Genomic DNA, 22,020 nt, shown 5'->3' with positions numbered 1-22,020 from the left:
GTGTTAATAAATTGGCGTTGTATCTTTAGTTGTATGTTCAAGGATTTCTTTGACTCTTGAAAGGAAACGACCGCTTACTAATCCATCAAGAATCCTATGATCTAAGGACATACATAAATTTACCATGTCTCTTACTGCAATCATCCCATCAATAATAACTGGGCGTTTTACAATGGATTCAACCTGAACAATCGCTGCTTGGGGATAATTGATAATTCCCATTGATTGAACAGAACCAAATGAACCGGTATTATTAACTGTAAAAGTACCTCCCTGCATATCTTCTGAGGTTAACTTTCCGTTTCTAACCTTGTATGCTAAATCAGTAATATCTCTTGCAATTCCTTTAATTGTTTTTTCATCTGCATGTTTTATAACTGGCACATATAAGGAATCCTCAGTTGCGACCGCAATTGATATATTAATATCCTTCTTTTGAATAATTTTATCCCCAGCCCACATTGAGTTAATTTGCGGGAATTCTTTTAAAGCTTGTGCAACAGCTTTTACAAAGAAGGCAAAAAAGGTTAGATTATATCCTTCATTTTTCTTAAAATCATCTTTAATTGAGTTTCTATACTTAACAAGCTCAGTCACGTCTACTTCCATCATCATCCAGGCATGTGGAATTTCTTGTTTACTTCTTACCATATTTGAAGCAATTGCTTTTCTTACACCTGATACTGGTATTTCACGATCACCTGTTTGAGCTATAACTGGTGCTGAGACTTTAGAAGATTTTATTTGTGCAGGCATTTCTTCTTTTGCAACTGGAGCAGGTATTGAGCCTGATTCAATTATTTTTAATAAATCTTTTCGTGTAATCCGTCCACCCGCACCGGTACCATTAACTTGTTCAAGATTTATATCATGTTCTTGTGCAAGTTTTAGGACTGCAGGGGAATATCTTTTTTTGTTTTGATTGTTTTTGGGTGACTCACTTAACTGTTCATTTTGTTCTTTTATTTTCGAAGGTTGATCTTTTATTTCTACTGACTCACCCTCAACTTCGATGTGACAAATAACATCTCCCACATCTAAAGTGTCCCCTTCATTAGCAACAAGCTCCTTAATGACACCGCTAAATGATGAGGGTACTTCTGCATTAACCTTATCTGTCATGACCTCTGCTAACGGGGCATACTTTTCTACCTTTTCACCAACAGAAACGAGCCACTTACTAATGGTACCTTCTGTTACACTTTCCCCTAACTGGGGCATTTTAATTTCTTCTATAGCCACAATGGAACCTCCTCGGTTAAAAGGCTTTTCTACAAATTATTAAAACTCAGCTAATTTACGTATCGCTTCCTCAACTTTGTCAGGATTCATCATAAAGAATTTTTCCATCGTCGGAGCATAAGGCATCGCGGGTACATCAGGACCTGCCAATCTCATAACCGGAGCGTCCAAATCAAATAGACAGTTTTCTGCAATGATGGCTGATACCTCACCAATAATACTTCCTTCTTTATTATCTTCTGTGACAAGTAATACTTTACCGGTTTTGGAAGCTGCTTCAATAATTGTTTCTTTATCTAATGGGTATACTGTACGTAAATCAACTACATGAACAGAAATACCATCATTTGACAAGCGCTCAGCAGCTTGAAGAGCAAAGTGGACACATAACCCATACGTAATAACAGTTACGTCATCTCCTTCACGCTTCACATCTGCTTTTCCAATTGGCAATACATAATCATCAGTTGGTACCTCACCTTTTATTAAACGATATGCACGTTTATGTTCAAAGAAAAGAACCGGGTCATCATCACGTATCGCTGCTTTTAAAAGCCCTTTGGCATCATATGGTGTTGACGGAATAACAATCTTAAGTCCTGGTTGATTCGCGAATATCGCTTCGACAGATTGAGAATGATATAATGCCCCATGCACTCCACCACCAAATGGTGCTCGAATTGTTATAGGACAACTCCAATCATTGTTCGATCGATACCTAATTTTTGCCGCCTCTGAAACGATTTGATTTACAGCAGGCATAATAAAATCAGCAAATTGCATTTCTGCTACTGGTCTCATCCCGTACATAGCCGCACCAATACCAACACCAGCAATGGCCGATTCAGCAAGTGGTGTATCTATTACCCGAGCTTCTCCGAATTGGTCATACAGACCTGCAGTTGCTTTAAAAACACCACCTTTCTTGCCAACATCTTCGCCTAATACAAAAACATTTTCGTCGCGCTCCATCTCTTCACGCATCGCCATTGTAATGGCTTCAATATACGATATAACAGCCATATTTTCTCCCCCCTACTCAGCATACACATATTTTAAAGCGTGATTTGGATCCGCATATGGAGCCGCTTCTGCATATTCGGTTGCCTCATTCACAATTGTCATTATGTTATCGATGATTTCTTTTTCTTTTTCATCTGTTAAAATTCCATGTGATGTTAAATACTGGGCAAATGTTAAGAGCGGATCATTTTTCTTTGCTTCAGCAACTTCGTTTTGCTCCCGGTAACTTCGATCATCATCATCACTTGAATGTGGTGTTAATCGATAAGAGATTGTTTCAATTAATGTAGGACCTTCACCGCGACGTCCCCGATCTGCTGCTTCTTTTACAGCACGATACACTTCAAGCGGATCATTACCATCTACAGTTTCACCGTGCATTCCATACCCTATTGCTCGATCTGAAATCTTCTCACATGCAACTTGTTTATCATAAGGAACAGAAATAGCATACTTGTTATTTTCACACATGAAAATAACAGGCAGTTTATGAACTGCTGCAAAATTCGCCCCCTCATGGAAATCACCCTGATTTGATGATCCTTCACCAAAGGTCACAAATGTAACAAGGTTCTTTTTTTGCATTCTTCCCGCAAGTGCGATACCGACCGCATGAGGAACCTGAGTTGTAACAGGTGAAGACCCAGTAACAATTCTATTTTTTTTCTGACCAAAATGACCAGGCATTTGTCTTCCACCTGAGTTGGGATCTTCGGCTTTTGCAAAACCTGAAAGCATTAGATCTTTAGCGGTCATCCCGAATGTTAAAACAACTCCCATATCTCTATAGTAGGGAAGCACATAATCCTCATTACGGTCTAGCGCAAAAGCAGCTCCCACTTGAGCAGCTTCTTGTCCTTGACAAGAAATAACAAATGGAATTTTGCCGGCACGATTTAAAAGCCACATCCGTTCATCAATTTTTCTTGCTAACAACATTGTTTCATACATATTTAATACATCTTCATCAGTAAGGTTTAACATTTGATGACGATTTTCTGTCATTTGTATACCTCCTAGTTTAAAAGCGTAAGCGCCCGTTCAGCGACGTATGAACTGGAGCACTCCGTATGAGATAAAGGAAACACGAAGAGCGTTAGCGATTCGATGTTGACTTATCGTAAGGAGGAGTGTGAAGTTCACTAGTCGCTGGGCGCTGGAGCTGGACACAGAACTAAGTAAGAAAATATTAACTTATTACAATACTTCCAAAAGCGTAAGCGCCCGTTCAGCGACCACCGTCTCTGTTCTTGTACTTACACTTCACTATTAAAAATGAATAGCTTTGCCTTCAACGGCAAGTGCAGCTTCACCAATTGCCTCTGATAATGTCGGGTGTGGATGAATGGTGTGTGAAATCTCCCACGGTGTGGCATCAAGAACTTTCGCAAGACCTGCTTCAGATATCATATCTGTTACATGTGGTCCAATCATATGGACTCCTAATATGTCATCTGATTCCTCTTCTACGACAAGTTTGACAAATCCATCTGTTTCGCCAAAAACAAGGGCCTTCCCAATCGCCTTAAAAGGAAATTTACCAATCTTCACTTTATATCCTTTTTCTTTCGCTTCATCTTCAGTAAACCCTACACTAGCTGCCTCAGGCGAACTGTAAATACATTTAGATATCAATGTCTGATCCATAGGGATTGGATTCTTTCCTGCTATATGCTCCACAGCAATAATCCCTTCATGTGAGGCTACATGTGCTAACTGTAGTCCCCCAATAACATCTCCAATTGCATAAATGTGAGTTTCCTTTGTTTGATAAAGCTGATTAGTGCTGATAAAACCTTTTTCTAATTGTATATCTGTATTTTCAAGACCAATTCCCTCGACATTTGGGTTTCGACCAACAGATACGAGCATAATTTCTGCTGCAAATTCTATTTGTTTACCCTGATACTCAGCGAGAATGGTTACACCGTTTTCTTTTTTCATTGTTTCCGGTAGTACCTTTGTACTTGTATAAATGTTTACACCCTTTTTTGTCATTAATCGAGTCATTTCTTTTGAAATTTCTTTATCTTCTGTCGGAAGGATGCGGTCAGCATATTCACAAAGAGTTACACTAACTCCAAAGTCTGAAAGCATTGAAGCCCATTCAATACCGATCACACCACCTCCAACAATGATGACTGATTTTGGTAGGGATGTTAATTCCAAAGCTTCATCAGAACTTATAATCGTTTTACCATCGATTTCTAGTCCATCAATACTTCTAGGCCTTGAACCCGTAGCAATAATGACATTCTTAGGAATAAGCATTTCATTTTCCTCTCCATTGTTCATCTCAACCGAAATCGTACCGGGCATTGGTGAAAAAATGGAAGGGCCAAGAATTCGACCGAAACCTTCATAAATATCAATTTTTCCTTTTTTCATTAATTGCTGAACACCTTGGTGCAATTGATTAACAATTGCTTGTTTTCGCTCTTGTACCTTCAAAAAATTAAGCTTAACATCTAAAGTTTCTACACCGAATTGATCACCTTTTTTTGCAGTGGTGAAAACTTCTGCGCTTCTTAATAATGCTTTACTAGGGATACACCCTTTATGGAGGCAGGTTCCTCCAAGTTTTCCCTTCTCCACAATCGCTGTTTTAAGTCCAAGCTGTGAAGCCCGAATTGCAGCAACATAGCCACCGGTCCCTCCACCAAGAATAACCAAATCGTAATCAGTAGCCACTTTCATACACTCCTTCGTTTGTAGGAAGCAACAAATATTTTTTATAAAGAACATCTGCTGTTCTACATCTTTTCTACCACTTCTTTATGCCAGGTAGGCTAAGGTGCCCTATGTTGTTTTAACATTTAAAAAACCTTTGACACCATTTTCTCATTCGGATAATGTTTGGCTTCCTCTTCTTTTCTTAATACTCGGAGTGCACCTTCAGCTAATGCCTGCAGCTCATTTTCACCCGGAAACACATAAACATCTGCAATCCAATCAACATACGATGAAATCTTATTAACAAAGGTTTTTCCATATGCTAAACCTCCAGTTAATACGATTGCATCAACCTTACCTTTTAAAACTGCACTTGCAGAGCCAATTTCTTTTGCAATTTGATAGGCCATTGCATTATAAATTAATGTTGCTTTTTGATCCCCTGCTTTAATCATTTTCTCTACCTTTGTTGCATCATTCGTGCCTAAATATCCGACTAATCCACCTTGTCCTACAAGCTTCTTCATCATTTCTTCCCGGTAAAAGTCTCCAGAATAGCACATTGCTACAAGGTCCCCTGCTGGTACAGTCCCTGCTCTCTCGGGACTAAATGGTCCATCACCGTGCAAACCGTTATTCACATCAATAACACGACCGTTCTTATGAGCACCAACAGTGATACCTCCACCCATATGAGTAATGATTAAGTTTAAATCTTCATATTTTTTATTGAGATCTGCCGCCACTCTACGTGCAACTGCTTTTTGATTTAATGCATGAAAAATACTTCTTCTTTGAATAGAAGGGATACCTGATATTTTCGCGATTTCTTCCATTTCATCCACAACCACCGGATCTACGATATAAGCTGGGATATTTAAGCCAGCAGCAATTTCAAAAGCTATAATGCCACCTAAATTAGAGGCATGCTGTCCAGCAAAACCTTTTCTTAAATCTTCAATCATCTCGTCATTAACAGTGTAAGTGCCGCCCTCAATTGGACGAAGGAGTCCACCCCGAGCACAGACCGCATTTAATTTGGAGATGTTAATCCCTTCTTCATCAAGTGTTTCAAGGATGGTTTGTTTCCGAAATTCATATTGGTCAATAATAGACGAAAACGTATTAAGTTTTTCAGCATCATGCCGAAGTGTTTTCTCAAAAATGGATCTTTTATTGTCAAAAACACCAATTTTTGTTGAGGTTGAACCTGGATTTATGACAAGTATTCGATATTCATTGCTCAGCAATTGGCCAAAACCTCCGTAGTCATTCAATCATTTTATTTATTGCTTCGATATGTACAGCTTCTTTCTGAGGTTTTTTGAGATGAAGAGTAACGCACTGAATTAACCCCGACAAAATAACATGGACATTTACGGTGTTGTTGAGGTTAATTCCGAAAATTTTGTTCATTATTACGATCTTCTACTTAAAATATGGTGACCGTTTTGTAAGAACTGGCTACGTGAGTTTCTCATTCTCTCAATTCTTTCTTCTGCTAAGCGATCAGCAGCCTTGTATGTTGGAATTCCATCTCGTTTTGCTATTTCAATAACCCGGGAGATGTTATTGTAAATTGTTTCCACTTTTTTGAGCGCTCTTTCACTATTGTAACCATACAATTCATCAGCAACATTGATTACTCCACCAGCATTAATCACATAATCAGGTGCATATACGATTCCCAATTCATGAATAATATCACCGTGCTTTGAATCTTTTAATTGATTGTTTGCCGCACCTGCAATAACTTTTGCTTTCAATTGAGGAATCGTAACATCATTTATTGTTGCACCCAATGCACAAGGTGCATAAATATCGCAATCAACACTATAAATATCATTCGGTTCAACAGCCTTAGCATTAAAATCTTCTACAGCTCTTCGAACAGCTTCTTGATTAATATCTGTTACAATTAATTTTGCTCCTTCTTCATGGAGATGCTTGCAAAGATTATACGCAACATTCCCTACACCTTGTACAGCCACAACTTTTCCTTCTAGAGAATCTGTACCAAAAGCTTCTTTTGCAGCAGCCTTCATTCCCCTGTAAACTCCAAAAGCCGTAACTGGAGATGGATTACCCGAAGAACCAAATGCAGGAGAAATACCTGTTACATAATCTGTTTCCTCATGAATGAGATCCATATCTGCAACAGTAGTCCCAACATCTTCAGCCGTAATGTATCGTCCATTCAGTCCTTGAATATAACGTCCAAATGCTCTGAACATTTCTTCATTTTTATCTTTTCTTGGGTCACCAATTATAACTGTTTTTCCGCCTCCCAGATTTAAACCTGCAGCAGCATTTTTATATGTCATCCCACGAGCAAGACGAAGTGCATCCTCTATTGCTTCTTCCTCTGAAGCATATGTCCACATTCGTGTTCCTCCTAGTGCTGGGCCTAATGTTGTATCGTGAATAGCAATAATGGCTTTTAATCCTGATTGTTTATCTTGGCAAAATACCAATTGTTCATAGTCGTATTGCTCCATATATTTGAAAATTTCCATGATGTGTTTCCTCCTAAGGTTTTACTTTTCTGAAGAACATAGAGCCAAGGCTAATGAATAAAGTTTACTTTCAGAACTGTCAGATCGGCTTGTTAGGACAATTGGAGCCTTTGCTCCTGCGATTACTGCTCCCACCTTTGCTTTTGCAAAATAAATCAATGATTTATATAGAACATTTCCTGCTTCAATGGTAGGAACCAAGAGGATGTCAACTTGCCCTGCAACTTCACTTGTGATTCCTTTATGTTGTGCCGCAAGAAGAGAGACTGCATTATCAAGTGCTAAAGGGCCATCAATCACACAATTTTGAATTTGACCTCTCTTATACATCATTGTAAGTGCTGCTGCGTCAAGGGTTGCTTTCATTGATGGATTAACAACCTCTACAGCGGCAATTGCTGCGACCTTTGGTACAGAAACTCCGATTGACCGCGCAACATTTATAGCATTTACAACGATCTGCTCTTTTTGTTGTAAATCCGGTTCAATGTTCATTGCTGCATCTGTCACAAAAACCGCTTTAGAAAACCCTGGAATGTCAAACATAGCAACATGAGATAAAACTCTTCCAGTTCTTAAGCCATATTCCTTATTTAAAACAGCCTTTAAAAGAATGGATGTTGGGATATGACCTTTCATAAGAACTGATGCCTCATTTTGATGAACAGCTCTTACCGCAAGCTCTGCAGCTTGTTGTTGAGATCGAGATTGAATGATTTGAACCATTTCTTTTTTTATTCCTTTTTTGTCCAACAAAAGTTCAATTTCATCTTTTTGGCCAAAAAGCATGAAATGAGCTAAATCACGATTAATTGCCTCTGCTACCGCCTCAATGACCTCTTCATCCTCAGCTGATGCCACAGCTACACTTTGACCTTTTATTTTTGCTGCTTCTATAAGCAGATTTTCCAACTTCATTCACATTCATTTCCTTCCAAAACATCAGTTTGACCATCAACTAATTGTTTCTTAAATATAAGCAAGAAGTGTGCCAAAAAAGTAAACCTTGTCCCCATTTTAAGTTGAGTGATTAAAAATATACTCCATCACATTTATGTATGAAAAAAAGAGTAGAAAAACCGTGGCTTGCCGCTAAATTCTATTTGCGAAAGCCAGAGTTTTTCTCAAGCATAATCCATTGTTTTCTTACATTTTCAAATTATGCAAAGAAAGACTTTTTCATTTATCCTTCTTTATCATATAACGATCATGCACCTTTTTGCAAACTATGAATTCTATTGCATGCTATTGTTTGCAAGATTATATTTTTCCATTTTGTAATAAAGACTTCTTAATGAAATTCCCAAAGCTTTTGCTGTTTGTGTTCGATTATATTCATGGAACTCCAAAGATCGTTTTATAACATCTGCCTCAACTCGTTCAACTGCCTCAGCAAGTGTTTCTTCATTATTATGGACAAATGCTTTATTTTCTTGTACTTTTCTTTCAAGTCGAGAAAGTTGAAGCATTGGAATATGCTTTTCACTTATCGTAGTTTCATGATATTCCATAAAGATAATTGCTCTTCCCAGGACATTTTCAAGCTCTCTTACATTTCCCGGCCAATGATACTGAATAAGCTGATTGATGGCATGTGAAGTTAAGCCTTCAATATTCCTTCCATAATCTTGATTTAATTTTCGAAGCAACCGTTCACATAATGCCGGTATATCTTCCTTACGATCTCTTAATGGTGGAATGGAGATTGGATATCGATTTAGTCGATAATATAAATCCTCCCTAAAGCTTCCTTCAGCCATCGCCTTTTCAATATTTACATTTGTAGCTGCAATTACACGTACATTTACAGCAATTGGCTTAGTTCCTCCAACCCTGACAATTTCATTTTCTTGCAATACCCGTAATAGCTTTGCCTGCATATTAGCTGAAAGCTCACCTATCTCGTCTAAAAAGATACTTCCATTATTTGCTTCTTCGAAGAATCCCTTTTTTCCGCCTCGTTTAGCTCCTGAAAAAGCCCCCTCATCATAACCAAACAGTTCGCTTTCAAGAAGATTCTCGGAAATCGCGGCACAATTAACTCGAATAAACTTATTGTATTTCCTGTCACTTGCATTATGGATGGCATGGGCAAATAGCTCTTTTCCTGTTCCCGATTCCCCTCTTAGCAAGACAGTTGCAGGTGTTTTGGCTCCTAATTTCGCTTGTTCAATTGCCATTTTCATTTCGTCACTTACACCAATAATATCTTCAAATGAATATTTTGCTTCTAACGTTCGAATGATTTGTCGAGCCCGGTTTAGTTCAGTTGTTAAGGTCTGTATTTCAGACATATCATGAATAACCCCAACACTTCCTTTTAGCTTACCGCTAACAATAACGGGTGCAACATTAACAATCACATCTTTTTTAGCGGGTCCAACTTTCATTCTTGCCCCGCGGACAGCACGCCTCGTTTGTAATACCTTCATATGCATACTCTCACCCTCTGAAATATCGGCTGTTGCAGGTTTACCTATTACTTGATCTTCAGTTAGCCCCGTTAACCTTGAATATGCACGGTTAATAAGAATTCCTCTACCTTCCTCGTCAACAACCGAAATAGCTTCTTCAGAAGATTGAATAATCGCTTCAAGCATCATCTGTATATCTTTTAAATTTGTGACTTCCTCTGCTAAATTCACAACCTCAGTAATATCTTTAAACAACGACAATGCACCTAGCAGATTTCCAGATTCATCGATCATTGGAATTCTCGTTGTAATAATCTTCAAACCATTTTCCAGGACTTGCTCTTGATTTATTTCAACTTCACGGGTTTTTAATGTTCTACCAAGCTTACTTGATGAGATTACCTTTTTTATATTCAAACCTATTGCTTTTTCGCGGGGAAAACCGGTAATTTTTTCAGCCATTTTATTGAACAAAATGATCTTTTCGTTCATATCAATAACAATCATTCCATCATTTGTCGAATTAAAGATCGTTTGCTGTTTATACGTTTCTTCTTTAAGTCTTGCAATCAATTCCTCTTTTTCTTCAACAAGCTCAGAAATGATTAGTGCTACAGATCCGGGAATGATCATCATATCAGAATGCTTTACATTTTGTAATTTTTGCATCACTTCGTTAGAACCTGTTGCCTCAATAATTATATTGAGGTTAGAATTCATGAACGGTTCCCATTTAGTACTTGTTTGTATGCCTCGCTTTTTTGCATATTCTATCCCTGGCGCTAGCTCATTTTGGTCAATAACAGCAACTACTTTCATAATTGATGTTTCAACCATTCTCTTTAATAGCGCTAAACCAGCTTTACCTGCCCCAACTATCATAACTCGCTGCATAAAAATCTATCCCCTTTGTACACATCGGAATGACCGTACTCTTTCATTCAAACATTTGCAAATTTTTGCACACCTTTATCATATCGCATAAGAATGCTACTTGACAAACAAGGTAAAGAAACAGACAATTATTTATAGTTTTAGAAACTTAGCTTGTTGCCAAGTTCTAATTGAGGATACCCTTAGTTTCCTTATACTTTCATCCATAAATGTATATAATTTCTGATCGTATAGAAGAAAGGACGCCTGTTTTATGTCAAGAATCATTGCTCTAATTATTATGGTTATTCCAGGATTAATTGCTGCTTTCGGTATTAAACTTATGCGTGATATGACATTTGGAATTCTTCAGCCTCCTATCCCCTTTTTATGGGTACAGTTTTTAATAGGACTACTATTTTTTCTTGGCGGTCTTTCATTTGTCGCAGGATTTATTTTTTACAGAGATCGAAAACGAAATAAAGTTCAGAAAAAATTCAGCAGAGTCCAGAAATAGAATTTCAATCAACAAAAAGAGTGAACCCAAAATGGATCACTCTTTTCGTTTGTATTTTTCCCTTTGCTCGACAGCCCTGTCGGGAAAGTCCGTAATAAAAGCAGTACACTCATTTTTCATTAAATTGATCATTACCTTCTCTTCATTGACTGTAAATGGTCTTACGGAAACTTGATGAAGTTTAGAATTCTCAATGATCTCCCGGTTTACAGCGTAAAGATGCGGATGTAAACCTGAAGCACCAACTTGCTTTGCGTAATCCCAAGGTTTATACAGACCTTCCATATACAAAATAGCTGTATCGATTTCGCCTGAAAGCTCCGCACACTTCGCTAAGCTATAATGATTAAATGAGGATATAATCGTCCGTTTTTCAAGATTAAATTTTTGAACTAGTTCAATCGTTCTTTCCTCAATCATCGGATATTCAATTATTCCATTCTTTAATTCGATATTGATTATAAATGAAGGAAGAGTCGCTACCCATTTTAACACTTCCTCGAGGGTAGGAATTCTAGCTTCTCCAATGAATTGTGAAAATGTAAAGCTCGCATCTAACTTTAAAATGTCAGATAAAAGCATCTCCTTTACAAATCCGGAACCATCTGTTGTTCGATCAACTGTTTCATCATGAATAACAACCAGTTCACCGTCTTTTGTCATTTGAACATCTAACTCAATACCATCAGCACCAGCATGATACGCTGCAATAAACGAAGACATCGTATTTTCAGGGTATGTACCAGCTGCTCCCCGATGTCCAAAAATTAATGTCATCTTGAATACACCTTCTTTTCATGTAAAAATAAAGTGAGACTTCCATCAGAGGGGGTTTTCTTCATCCCCCACTGATGGTTAGCGAAACTTATCACGCTCAAAACGCCACTTCCTGTGGCTTCACCTGACTTGGACGTCCTGTCCTTCGTCGGTTCTTTACGGGCAGTAACTCTCTCGAATTTTGCAGAAAAAGTATTACTGACCGATAAGAATGGGATAAATAAAGGAGGTTGATCTTATGAAACCATTGCAAATTTCTGCTGAGACAGCTCAGAAGCTGGCCAAATCACTTAATGTTCCTCTCGAACAAATTATGCATATGCCTCAGCATATCCTTATTTCAAAGCTTGCTGCACTTAACAAAAGCGAAGAAGAAAAGAAATAATCCTGCAAACCCCTTATTTTTCTAATAAAAGTAAGGGGTTTGCTATACATTCCTTCCTCATTTTATTACCTTATAACATTCTCCGTACATATCATCTTTTCCTTTATGACAATAATTAATATCGAAATTAGTACCAAGTATTAGAAATAGATGTTATGATAAGGTTATTAAAACCCGATGAGGTGAATCAAATGTTTTCAAAGGCTCGAATAACAGCTATTGGATCTTATGTACCTGAGCGAGTGATAACAAATCATGATTTCGAAAAAATGATTGATACAAATGATGAGTGGATAACAAAGAGAACAGGCATTAAAGAGAGAAGATTCGCAGCAGAAAATGAATTTACAAGTGATCTTTGTATGAAGGCAATAGAAGATTTAAAGATACGCTACAACAAAGAAATAAGTGATGTTGATTTTATAATCGTAAGTACCATTTCACCAGATTATCAAACCCCAAGTGTAGCTTCCTATATACAAGGAAAATTAGGCATTCGAAATGCAGGAGCAATTGATTTAAATGCAGCTTGTGCTGGTTTTACCTATGGACTTCATATGGCAAATGCATTAATTACTAGTGGAATTCACAAAAAGGTTCTTGTTATTGGGGCAGAAACCATCTCAAAAATGACAGATTTTTCTGATCGGACTACTTGCATCTTATTTGGAGATGGTGCAGGGGTAGTACTTGTAGAAGAAGATCAAGATGGGTATTTCCTTGCCTCCTCTGTTCAATCCGAAGGAGAAAAAGCGATTCACCTTTATAGTACAAACTTATCACATACTATGTTTCAACAAAATCTTGAACATAAAAGACAACTTGTCCAAAATGGAAGAGAAGTATATAAATGGGCTGTTACAACTGTCCCTAAGTATATGAATACCCTGCTTTCAACAACAAACCTTACCATAGACGATATTGATTGGTTTATTCCACATAGCGCGAATTTGAGAATGGTCGAATCCATCTGCGAAAAAAGCGGATTTAGTATAGAAAAAACTATTTACAGTATGGTCAATTACGGAAATACATCAGCAGCTTCAATCCCATTATCTCTAGATTTAGGAATTAAAGAAGGACAAATTAAAGTTGGAGATACATTATTACTCTACGGCTTTGGTGGTGGTCTTTCTCATTCCGGTCAGGTAATAAAATGGGGTTAGGTTTAGAAAAATTACAAAAAATGTAAAAGTACCATATAAAAGTTTCAATTTATTTCGTATTGTGCTATGCTTGACTAGAAGCGAGGTGTCAAATTTGGCAGCATATAAAGCAAAGAAAAGTAATTTAAAAGCACTTTTAACCAAAAGTAACACTAAGCTTGATGTTTTAGCGGCAAATACAAACATTCCACTGGAACAATTACATGGCTATTTAGACAAAAAAGTCATGAACTTGAACAATGCAATGACAATCTCGAAAGCACTAAATTGTAATATAGAAGACCTTTATGATTGGAAGGTTGCCGGAGAGTGATTAGATTCACTCTTTTTTTATGCAAAAAAAGGCCTCCTTATTCCTGAATCCTTCGATCAATAGGAGACCTTCAATTAGTGAGTATTAAAATGTATTCATCGCACCCATGTATATTAACTTCAACCGCTTAATTGGCGAGATTAGCTTGCTTTATGTTCCAAACGAAGCTTATCAGCCACCATTGCAATAAACTCTGAATTTGTCGGTTTTGCTTTTGTCATGCTTACCGTGTAACCAAAAAGAGATGAGATTGACTCGATGTTTCCACGGCTCCATGCTACTTCAATTGCATGGCGAATGGCACGTTCTACTCTGGAAGCAGTTGTATTATATTTTTTCGCAATGTCTGGATACAATACTTTTGTAATTGAACCTAATAATTCAATATCATTGTAAACCATAGAAATAGCTTCACGTAAATATAAATACCCTTTAATATGCGCAGGAACTCCAATTTCATGGATAATACTTGTAATACTTGCATCTAAGTTTTTTCCTTTAGATTGAGGTTCACTCGTTCTTATAGACGAACTTGATCGTTTTATAATTGGTGCTGCATTACCACTGACTTGACGGATGTGACTTGCCAGCCCTTCCATATCAAATGGTTTTAAAATAAAGTAAGCAGCCCCTAAATCAACAGCTTTCTTAGTCACATCCTCCTGACCAAATGCTGTAAGCATGATGACATTCGGTTGGGGACGATCCATTTGTCTAAGTTTTTCTAAAACACCTAAACCGTCTAAGTGAGGCATAATAATATCTAATACTAATACATCAGGATCTTTGTCCTTTAACATTGTTAAACATTCTTGACCATTATATGCTACACCAAGAACTTCAATATCATCCTGACTTGAGAGATACTCCTCTAATAAACCTACAAGCTCTCGGTTATCATCAACTATACAAACTTTTATTTTTCCCACAAAAACTTCCTCCTCAGTGTTGATTTGCCAATATGTCTGATATCTATACATATGATTACATAATAAATAATTTCGACAACCCTATAAAAAACCCTTTATTTTTTTCAAAAAAACTTTAAAAAATGGAGGAAAACTACGATTTTCTTCATTTTACTTCGTTTTTCGACTTATTGCATCATTTGACATTTAATTAAACACATGTATTTGTCGAAAAATCTTTCTCTTTTATTGTACATAAATTTGTCAAAAATGAAAAGGTTAAATTAGGGAGTACTAAAAGAATAAAAAAACTGTCAAGAAATTAAATTTCTTGACAGTAAAAGTTTAGCTCGCTTTTTGTTCTTGATTTCCATAGATATCTATACCTGCTTCATTTAACATCCATTCTATATGAACTCCATATCCTGAAGTTGGATCGTTAACAAAAACATGTGTCACAGCTCCTATTACTTTACCGTTTTGGATAATAGGACTACCGCTCATTCCTTGAACAATGCCACCTGTTTTATCAAGTAACCGTTGATCGGTAATCTTTATAACCATTCCTTTTGTTGCCGGAAATTTTTGAGGAACAGAACTAACCACTTCGACTTCAAATTCCTCAACTTTGTCTTGATCAACTACAGTTAAAATTTTTGCCGGTCCTTCTTTCACTTCATTTGATAAGGCAATCGGCATCGCTTTATCCATAACACCATTATTAATCCCCTGATTTAATTCACCAAAAATCCCAAAAGGGCTGTTTCTTGTAATATTCCCAATTACTTGACGATCACTTGAAAATCTTGCTAATTTCTCACCAGGATTACCGTTGCTTCCTTTTTCAATTGAGGTAACTGTAGAACGTACAATTTGTCCATTGTCTACAACAATCGGTTTTTTCGTATCCATATCAGATATAACATGTCCTAATGCACCGTATTTTTTTGACTTAGGGTCATAAAATGTCATTGTTCCAATTCCAGCTGCAGAATCTCGTATATATAATCCAATACGATAGGAATGATCATGTTCGTCTTTGAGAGGATACAATTTGGTCTTTACTTCTACTCGTTCCCTGTTTAAAACTAAGTCAAGAGGTTCTCCGGTTTTTCCAGCTTTTTGAATAAACGGGGTGACATCACTCATCTGTTCAATTTTTTTCCCATTAATATGAGTAATTATATCTCCTATTTCAACACCTGCTAGTTCACCGGGAGATTTTTTACCATCAGTTGTATCAATTTGATGGTGGCCTACCACCAATACGCCAAGAGTATTTAGTTTTACACCTATTGACTGCCCACCAGGTATAACCTTAAAATCAGGTAAAACCTTTACACCGGCTTTTTTCACAGGAAAGCCTGCAAGATCAAAAACAACTTCACCTTCACCCGCTTGTTTCCCATGTATATCAAGTGTTTTGCCATCATTATTTTTTTGAACAGTAAATGCTTCCTCAGAAGGTTGATTAGCATTTACAGGAAAAGAATTGTCAACACTCACTGTTTGAGACTCAAATACTGTTACCGTTTTTGGCATCTTTACATATTCTTGAACTTCTTTTACAAAACCTAGACTCATTACTAACACAAGGAGAAGTACACCAACTAATTTTCTCATTTTATCTGTCTGCAAAAACCTTCACTCTCCTCGCTCCTAACCCACACCATAAAGTCTTTATGGCTACAGTTTTAATGTAGCCTTTTGGAAGCTTATTTATAACTTGAATAACTAGAAAAATGAAGGATTTGTTGCAAGTTTTAGCAGGATTTTACGTATATCCTCTTGAAGATTTTTTTATTTGGCAAAATCCATTCACATCGAATAGTCTTTTACCGAGTTGGCAATGTTAAACTTGGTCGTTACTTAATAATAAAAATGGCTACCATAAAAGTATGGTAGCCTCACTTTATCGTTTTGCCGTGTGTGCAAGAGAAAGAAGTTCTTTAGCATGTTCTTTAGATAATTCAGTCACCTCTACACCTGCGATCATACGACCAATTTCTTTAATTTTTTCTTCTTCATTTAAAGGTTTTACACTTGTTTTTGTTCTACCGGCTTTTGTTTCTTTTGCGATATATAAGTGGGTGTCTGCCATTGCTGCAACTTGTGGTAAATGTGTGATACATAATACTTGTGAACCACTTGAGACACGATAAATTTTTTCCGCTATTGCTTGGGCAACACGCCCACTTACACCTGTATCTACTTCATCGAATATAATCGAAGTAATCCCTTGGTGTTGGGAGAAGATACTTTTCATCGCAAGCATAATTCTTGAAAGCTCTCCACCTGATGCTGTTTTACTAAGCGGCTTAAGCGGTTCCCCCGGATTTGTTGATATATAAAATTCAATTTCATCGACACCGTTAGAACTATATTTTAGTTCATGTGACGGTGTACGCCTCTCGTCAATATTCACATCAAAGCTTGTTTTTTCCATATACAGTTCTTTTAATTCTTGATGTATTTCATCAATTAATACCTTCGCGTGTTTCTTGCGTATAGCTGAAATGTTTTTTGCTTCAACAGAAAGGTCTTCCAGCACTGATTCGAGTTCTTTTTGCAATTTGGTCAAATGACTATCTTTGTTTTGAATTGTATCAATTTCATCTGCGATTCTCGCAGAGTAGGTTAAAATCTCTTCAACTGATTGTCCATATTTACGTTTTAAATGATTAATTTCATTTAAACGACTTTCAACATAGTTTAATCTCCCCGGATCAAATTCCAATGAGTCTAATTCATTCCGAACTTCATATGAGAGATCTTCTATCATATAAAACGCATTCGAAATTGTCTCGGATAATTCTTTTAATTTTGTATTTATATGACTTACATTTTCAAGATGGCTCATTGCTAGGCCAACCCAGTCCAACCCTCTCTGCTCACCATGCAATGCATTATAACTGTTGTTTAATGAATCATAGATTTTTTCATAATTTGAAATTTGATGCTTCTCTTCCTGAAGCAGTTCATCTTCTTTAGGTTGTAATTCAGCATTTTCAATTTCTTCAAGTTGAAATTGAAGTAAATCAAGGCGATGAGCCATCTCTTGCTCATTTTCCGAAAGCTGAATAATTTTTCTTTTTAACCCATCGTAACGTTGATAAAGTTCTAAATAAGCAATAAGAGCACTTTTGACTTCCTTACCACTATATTGATCTAACAATGATAAGTGATTTTCCTCATTCATTAGCTCCTGGTTATCATGTTGTCCATGAATATCAACTAATAACTGACCTATCTCTCTTAATACTGCTATAGTCACGAGCTTTCCATTTATTCGACAAATACTTTTTCCAGAGGAACTCATATCTCTGCGGAGAATAATCATACCATCACTCACATCAATGCCAAATTCTTCACAACGTTCATAAACCGGATGTTGATCCTCATCTAATAGAAAAAGCGCTTCTAACTCTGCCCGTTTTTCACCATAACGCACAAATTCTGAAGAGCCCCGTGCTCCAGCCAATAAATGAATCGCATCTATTATAATTGATTTACCTGCCCCTGTTTCACCTGTTAAAACAGTTAAACCTTTTTCAAAAGAAACAGTCAAAGATTCAATAATAGCAAAGTTTTTTATTGATAATTCCGCTAACAAACAGAATCCACCTCTTATATATATTCTTTTAAAGCATATCTAAAAATCGCTGTGTAATGTTCTCGGTATCAAGCGGTGTTCTACATATAATCAGAATCGTATCATCACCACAGATTGTACCTAGTACTTCATCCCAATCAAGATTATCAATTAGTGCTCCGATAGCATTGGCATTACCTGGTAGTGTTTTCATGACAAGCATATGTCCTGCGGAATCAATTTTCACAAAAGCATCCATTAGCGCCCTTTTCAACTTTTGTAACGGATTAAAACGCTGATCTGCTGGTAAACTATACTTATAACGGCCATCCAACATGGGAACCTTCACTAAGTGAAGCTCTTTTATATCTCGAGAAACAGTGGCTTGTGTAACATTAAAGCCCATTCCTTTTAATAAATCAACTAATTCATCTTGTGTTTCAATATCATTATTCGTGATAATTTCACGTATTTTTATATGTCTTTGTCCTTTATTCATCTTAGGCACCCCTTTTTTCGTTGCTGCTAATCAATTTATCTCTGTATGTTTATACTTTTTATCTTATATTAAATCCCTTTAATTGTACAGATTTATTCAAACACACACTGAAAAAGTGCATAAAATAAAACATATGAAAGATAATGGATGTAAAACTTACCCTAAGTTTTGCATGAATATACAGACTATTCTTTCATCAAAAAAACAGGAAATAGCGATCCTGCTACTCCTGTTTTTCAGTTTGTTTCTTTTCTTTTAATATTGAATGTGCCTCATCGACAATTTGTCTTTCTGTTTTTTCAAGATATGTTGTCCCTTCCGCTTGGCTTCCTTCCCATCTTAAGTGAAGAAGAAACTCAATATTGCCATCCCCGCCTGTAATAGGTGAATACGAAAGATTATGAACATCGTATCCTTGCTTCAATACAAAAGCCAACATCTCTTTTAAAACAAATTCATGAACAGAAGGATCACGGACAATCCCTTTTTTTCCAACAAACTCTCTCCCCGCTTCAAACTGTGGCTTAATTAAAGCAACTACATCACTCTCAGGACAAAGTATTGTTTTTAGAACAGGGAAAATTAATCGTAATGATATAAAGGATACATCAATTGATGCAAATTCCGGCATTCCTTCTTGAAAGTCAGAAGGTGTGACATAACGGAAGTTTGTTCTTTCCATCACAACTACACGATCATCTTGACGTAATTTCCATGCTAGTTGGTTATAGCCAACATCGAGTGCATATGACAGTTTTGCACCATTTTGGAGGGCGCAGTCTGTAAATCCTCCTGTAGAAGATCCGATATCAATCATAATTTTATCTTGAACATTAACATTGAATTCTTTTATTGCTTTTTCTAACTTTAATCCTCCACGACTAACGTATGGAAGAGTTTGTCCTTTAACTGTTAGCACTAAATCCCGTGATACTTTTTCACCAGGCTTATCAAGCCGCACTTCATTACCGTATACTACACCTGCCATAATAGCACGTTTTGCTTTTTCTCTTGTTTCAAACAATCCATTTTCAACTAGAAGGATATCTAGTCTTTCCTTTTTATTACTCATGATCGTAAAACTCTTTTCTCTTGTTCAGGTAACAATGTCATCAATTTGTCTACTACCTGCTCTGTTGTCATTCCTATTTCTTCAAGCAATTTTGATACACTTCCATGTTCAATAAATTTGTCAGGAATTCCAATACGAGAAATAATCGTTTGAGTGTAATTATGCTCTTGGGCAAATTCAAGGATTGAACTTCCAAATCCTCCTTGCAATACGGCTTCTTCAATTGTTAGGATCGGAATCTTTTCCGCGAATATTTTGTGAAGCATTTTTTCATCTAAAGGTTTAATGAAACGAGCATTCACTACCCGGATAGACTTTCCTTGTTCAGCTAATCTCTCTGCTGCTTCCATTGCCATCTCAATTGTCGTTCCAAATGTAAGGATAACTGCATCTCGACCTTCTTTTAACACTTCCCACGTACCAATCGGTATCACTTTAAGATCTTCATCCATAGGTACTCCAATACCGTTTCCTCTTGCATATCGAAGCGCAATTGGTCCATCCTCATATTTTAATGCAGTATTAACTAAATGTTGACCTTCGTTTTCATCTTTCGCCATCATTATGACCATATTCGGTAAATGTCTTAAGAAGGCAATATCAAATACACCCTGATGTGTTTCTCCATCAGCACCCACAAGTCCTGAACGATCAATACCTATAAATACATTTAAATTTTGGCGGCAAATATCATGAAGCACTTGGTCATATGCCCTTTGAAGGAAGGTAGAATATATCGCTAAAAACGGCTTCATATTTTGCGTTGCTAAGCCTGCAGCCATTGTTGTAGCATGCTGCTCAGCAATTCCGACATCGAACATTCGATCCGGGAATTCTTCTGCGAAAGCTTCAAGTTTAGATCCAACAGGCATTGCCGGTGTAATGGCCACTACCCGTTTATCTTCACGTGCCACTTTTTGAACGGTATCACTTACTAATTTACTCCAAGCAGGCCCAATGACCTTAGGTTTTACAAAATCACCTGTTTCAATTTTGTAAGGACCTGTTCCATGCCAAGTTCCAATTGTATCTGACTCAGCGGGCTTATATCCTTTTCCTTTTTTCGTAATAACATGAAGTAGTACAGGTCCTGATGTTTTTTTTGCGTATTGAAGGTTTTCAAACAAATTATCATAATTATGACCATCTACAGGACCTAAATAAGTAAACCCTAGTTCTTCAAAAAAGATTCCAGAGACAAGCATATATTTTAAGCTGTCTTTTACACGCTCGGCTGTTGAAGCAAGCTTTCCTCCAACGGCTGGAATCTTTTTCAAAAGGTATTCGAGCTCATCTTTTACCCAATGATACTTCCCTGCTGTTCTAAGTCTGCCAAGCACATTATGAAGAGCACCAACATTCGGCGCAATAGACATTTCATTATCATTGAGGACCACAATAACATCCTTTTGTTCATGTCCAATGTGATTAAGAGCTTCAAGTGCCATACCGCCTGTTAATGCACCGTCTCCGATAATCGGGATAATATGCTCTTTCGTTTGTTTAATATCTCTTGCTATAACCATCCCCATGGCAGCGGATAATGATGTAGAGCTATGACCGGTTTCCCACACATCATGAGGACTTTCATCACGCTTCGGAAAGCCCGATAACCCTTTATATTGACGTAATGTATCAAAATCACCAGCTCGTCCAGTTAGGATTTTATGTACATATGATTGATGCCCAACATCCCATATAAATTTGTCTTTTGGACTGTTAAATACTTTATGAAGTGCAATAGTTAATTCAACGACACCCAGGTTAGGACCAATATGTCCACCTGTTCCAGATAATTTTTCTATAAGAAATTTTCGAATGTCCGCACTTAATTGTTCAAGTTCATTATTTGATAATTTCTTCAAAAAGCTTGGGTCTTTAATGGATAGAAGATCCAAATGGATCACTCACTTTCAATTCAGTTTACTTCTCTACTATATACTTTAGTTCTATTATATTCTTATCTATCTATTTTAACGTATAAATCGCCAGGATTAAAATATTTTTAAAAACAATTGCTTATGATGACATTTAGTAAGCAAAAAAAACT

Annotated in this window: 19 protein-coding genes; 4 read left to right on the top strand and 15 right to left on the bottom strand. The window is 36.8% G+C overall.

Going from position 1 to position 22,020, the window contains the following annotated elements; genetic code table 11:
• Nucleotides 1–3: 3 nt before the first annotated feature.
• The 8 genes from LC095_RS01830 to LC095_RS01795 form a co-directional block, all read right to left on the bottom strand.
• On the bottom strand, nucleotides 4–1,242 hold the full coding sequence (locus tag LC095_RS01830; protein WP_226526539.1) for a dihydrolipoamide acetyltransferase family protein: 1,239 nt from the start codon (nucleotides 1,240–1,242) through the stop codon (nucleotides 4–6).
• Between the two features lie 39 nt (nucleotides 1,243–1,281).
• Nucleotides 1,282–2,265 (bottom strand): alpha-ketoacid dehydrogenase subunit beta, encoded by a 984-nt coding sequence (locus LC095_RS01825; protein ID WP_226526538.1) that lies wholly within the window; start codon nucleotides 2,263–2,265, stop codon nucleotides 1,282–1,284.
• A gap of 12 nt (nucleotides 2,266–2,277) precedes the next feature.
• Nucleotides 2,278–3,270 (bottom strand): thiamine pyrophosphate-dependent dehydrogenase E1 component subunit alpha, encoded by a 993-nt coding sequence (locus LC095_RS01820; protein ID WP_226526537.1) that lies wholly within the window; start codon nucleotides 3,268–3,270, stop codon nucleotides 2,278–2,280.
• Between the two features lie 264 nt (nucleotides 3,271–3,534).
• The gene (gene lpdA / locus LC095_RS01815) at nucleotides 3,535–4,956 is read right to left on the bottom strand and encodes a dihydrolipoyl dehydrogenase (RefSeq protein WP_226526536.1); all 1,422 of its coding nucleotides are present in this window, start codon (nucleotides 4,954–4,956) and stop codon (nucleotides 3,535–3,537) included.
• Between the two features lie 125 nt (nucleotides 4,957–5,081).
• The gene (gene buk / locus LC095_RS01810; RefSeq protein ID WP_226526734.1) at nucleotides 5,082–6,188 is read right to left on the bottom strand and encodes a butyrate kinase; all 1,107 of its coding nucleotides are present in this window, start codon (nucleotides 6,186–6,188) and stop codon (nucleotides 5,082–5,084) included.
• Nucleotides 6,189–6,356: 168 nt separating this feature from the next.
• Nucleotides 6,357–7,454, bottom strand: coding sequence for a Leu/Phe/Val dehydrogenase (gene bcd / locus LC095_RS01805; protein ID WP_226526535.1), 1,098 nt, complete (start codon nucleotides 7,452–7,454; stop codon nucleotides 6,357–6,359).
• Between the two features lie 21 nt (nucleotides 7,455–7,475).
• Nucleotides 7,476–8,372, bottom strand: coding sequence for a phosphate butyryltransferase (gene yqiS, locus LC095_RS01800; RefSeq protein ID WP_226526534.1), 897 nt, complete (start codon nucleotides 8,370–8,372; stop codon nucleotides 7,476–7,478).
• 317 nt (nucleotides 8,373–8,689) lie between these two features.
• The gene (locus LC095_RS01795; RefSeq protein ID WP_226526533.1) at nucleotides 8,690–10,762 is read right to left on the bottom strand and encodes a sigma-54 interaction domain-containing protein; all 2,073 of its coding nucleotides are present in this window, start codon (nucleotides 10,760–10,762) and stop codon (nucleotides 8,690–8,692) included.
• Between the two features lie 253 nt (nucleotides 10,763–11,015).
• Here LC095_RS01795 and LC095_RS01790 point away from each other — a divergent pair, with 253 nt between their 5' ends.
• A complete protein-coding gene (locus LC095_RS01790) occupies nucleotides 11,016–11,258 on the top strand; it encodes a DUF2627 domain-containing protein (protein ID WP_216774314.1) in 243 nt (80 codons plus the stop codon).
• Between the two features lie 36 nt (nucleotides 11,259–11,294).
• Here the strand turns inward: LC095_RS01790 and LC095_RS01785 are convergent, their stop codons facing one another.
• The gene (locus LC095_RS01785) at nucleotides 11,295–12,035 is read right to left on the bottom strand and encodes a glycerophosphodiester phosphodiesterase (RefSeq protein WP_226526532.1); all 741 of its coding nucleotides are present in this window, start codon (nucleotides 12,033–12,035) and stop codon (nucleotides 11,295–11,297) included.
• A 238-nt stretch (nucleotides 12,036–12,273) separates the two neighbouring features.
• On the opposite strand from LC095_RS01785, the gene LC095_RS01780 reads away from it, so the two are divergent.
• The 3 genes from LC095_RS01780 to LC095_RS01770 all read left to right on the top strand — a co-directional run bounded on the left by LC095_RS01780 (nucleotide 12,274) and on the right by LC095_RS01770 (nucleotide 13,899).
• The gene (locus tag LC095_RS01780) at nucleotides 12,274–12,420 is read left to right on the top strand and encodes a YycC family protein (protein WP_226526531.1); all 147 of its coding nucleotides are present in this window, start codon (nucleotides 12,274–12,276) and stop codon (nucleotides 12,418–12,420) included.
• A gap of 191 nt (nucleotides 12,421–12,611) precedes the next feature.
• Entirely contained in the window at nucleotides 12,612–13,586 is a 975-nt protein-coding gene (locus tag LC095_RS01775) for a ketoacyl-ACP synthase III (protein ID WP_226526530.1), read from the top strand.
• Between the two features lie 94 nt (nucleotides 13,587–13,680).
• On the top strand, nucleotides 13,681–13,899 hold the full coding sequence (locus LC095_RS01770) for a helix-turn-helix domain-containing protein (RefSeq protein ID WP_226526529.1): 219 nt from the start codon (nucleotides 13,681–13,683) through the stop codon (nucleotides 13,897–13,899).
• 140 nt (nucleotides 13,900–14,039) lie between these two features.
• On the opposite strand, the gene spo0A is transcribed toward LC095_RS01770, so the two are convergent.
• The 6 genes from spo0A to dxs form a co-directional block, all read right to left on the bottom strand.
• Nucleotides 14,040–14,828 (bottom strand): sporulation transcription factor Spo0A, encoded by a 789-nt coding sequence (spo0A, locus tag LC095_RS01765; protein ID WP_078432654.1) that lies wholly within the window; start codon nucleotides 14,826–14,828, stop codon nucleotides 14,040–14,042.
• Between the two features lie 324 nt (nucleotides 14,829–15,152).
• Entirely contained in the window at nucleotides 15,153–16,430 is a 1,278-nt protein-coding gene (spoIVB, locus tag LC095_RS01760; protein ID WP_226526528.1) for a SpoIVB peptidase, read from the bottom strand.
• A gap of 289 nt (nucleotides 16,431–16,719) precedes the next feature.
• Nucleotides 16,720–18,420 carry a DNA repair protein RecN gene (gene recN / locus LC095_RS01755; RefSeq protein WP_226526527.1) on the bottom strand — a complete coding sequence of 567 codons (1,701 nt, stop codon included), beginning with the start codon at nucleotides 18,418–18,420 and terminating at the stop codon, nucleotides 16,720–16,722.
• A gap of 28 nt (nucleotides 18,421–18,448) precedes the next feature.
• A complete protein-coding gene (gene ahrC, locus LC095_RS01750) occupies nucleotides 18,449–18,898 on the bottom strand; it encodes a transcriptional regulator AhrC/ArgR (RefSeq protein WP_026558860.1) in 450 nt (149 codons plus the stop codon).
• A 223-nt stretch (nucleotides 18,899–19,121) separates the two neighbouring features.
• Nucleotides 19,122–19,970: a TlyA family RNA methyltransferase gene (locus LC095_RS01745; RefSeq protein WP_226526526.1), complete on the bottom strand. Its 849-nt coding sequence runs from the start codon at nucleotides 19,968–19,970 to the stop codon at nucleotides 19,122–19,124.
• Nucleotides 19,967–21,868: a 1-deoxy-D-xylulose-5-phosphate synthase gene (dxs, locus tag LC095_RS01740; RefSeq protein WP_226526733.1), complete on the bottom strand. Its 1,902-nt coding sequence runs from the start codon at nucleotides 21,866–21,868 to the stop codon at nucleotides 19,967–19,969. The genes LC095_RS01745 and dxs overlap by 4 nt, the downstream gene beginning before the upstream one ends.
• Nucleotides 21,869–22,020: the final 152 nt, after the last annotated feature.

It is taken from the genome of Metabacillus niabensis (genome assembly GCF_020524345.1).
GTDB classification, from domain to species: domain Bacteria; phylum Bacillota; class Bacilli; order Bacillales; family Bacillaceae; genus Metabacillus; species Metabacillus niabensis_B.
The sequence above is the reverse complement of the archived record's forward strand: the minus strand, read 5'-3'. Positions and strand labels throughout refer to the sequence as shown.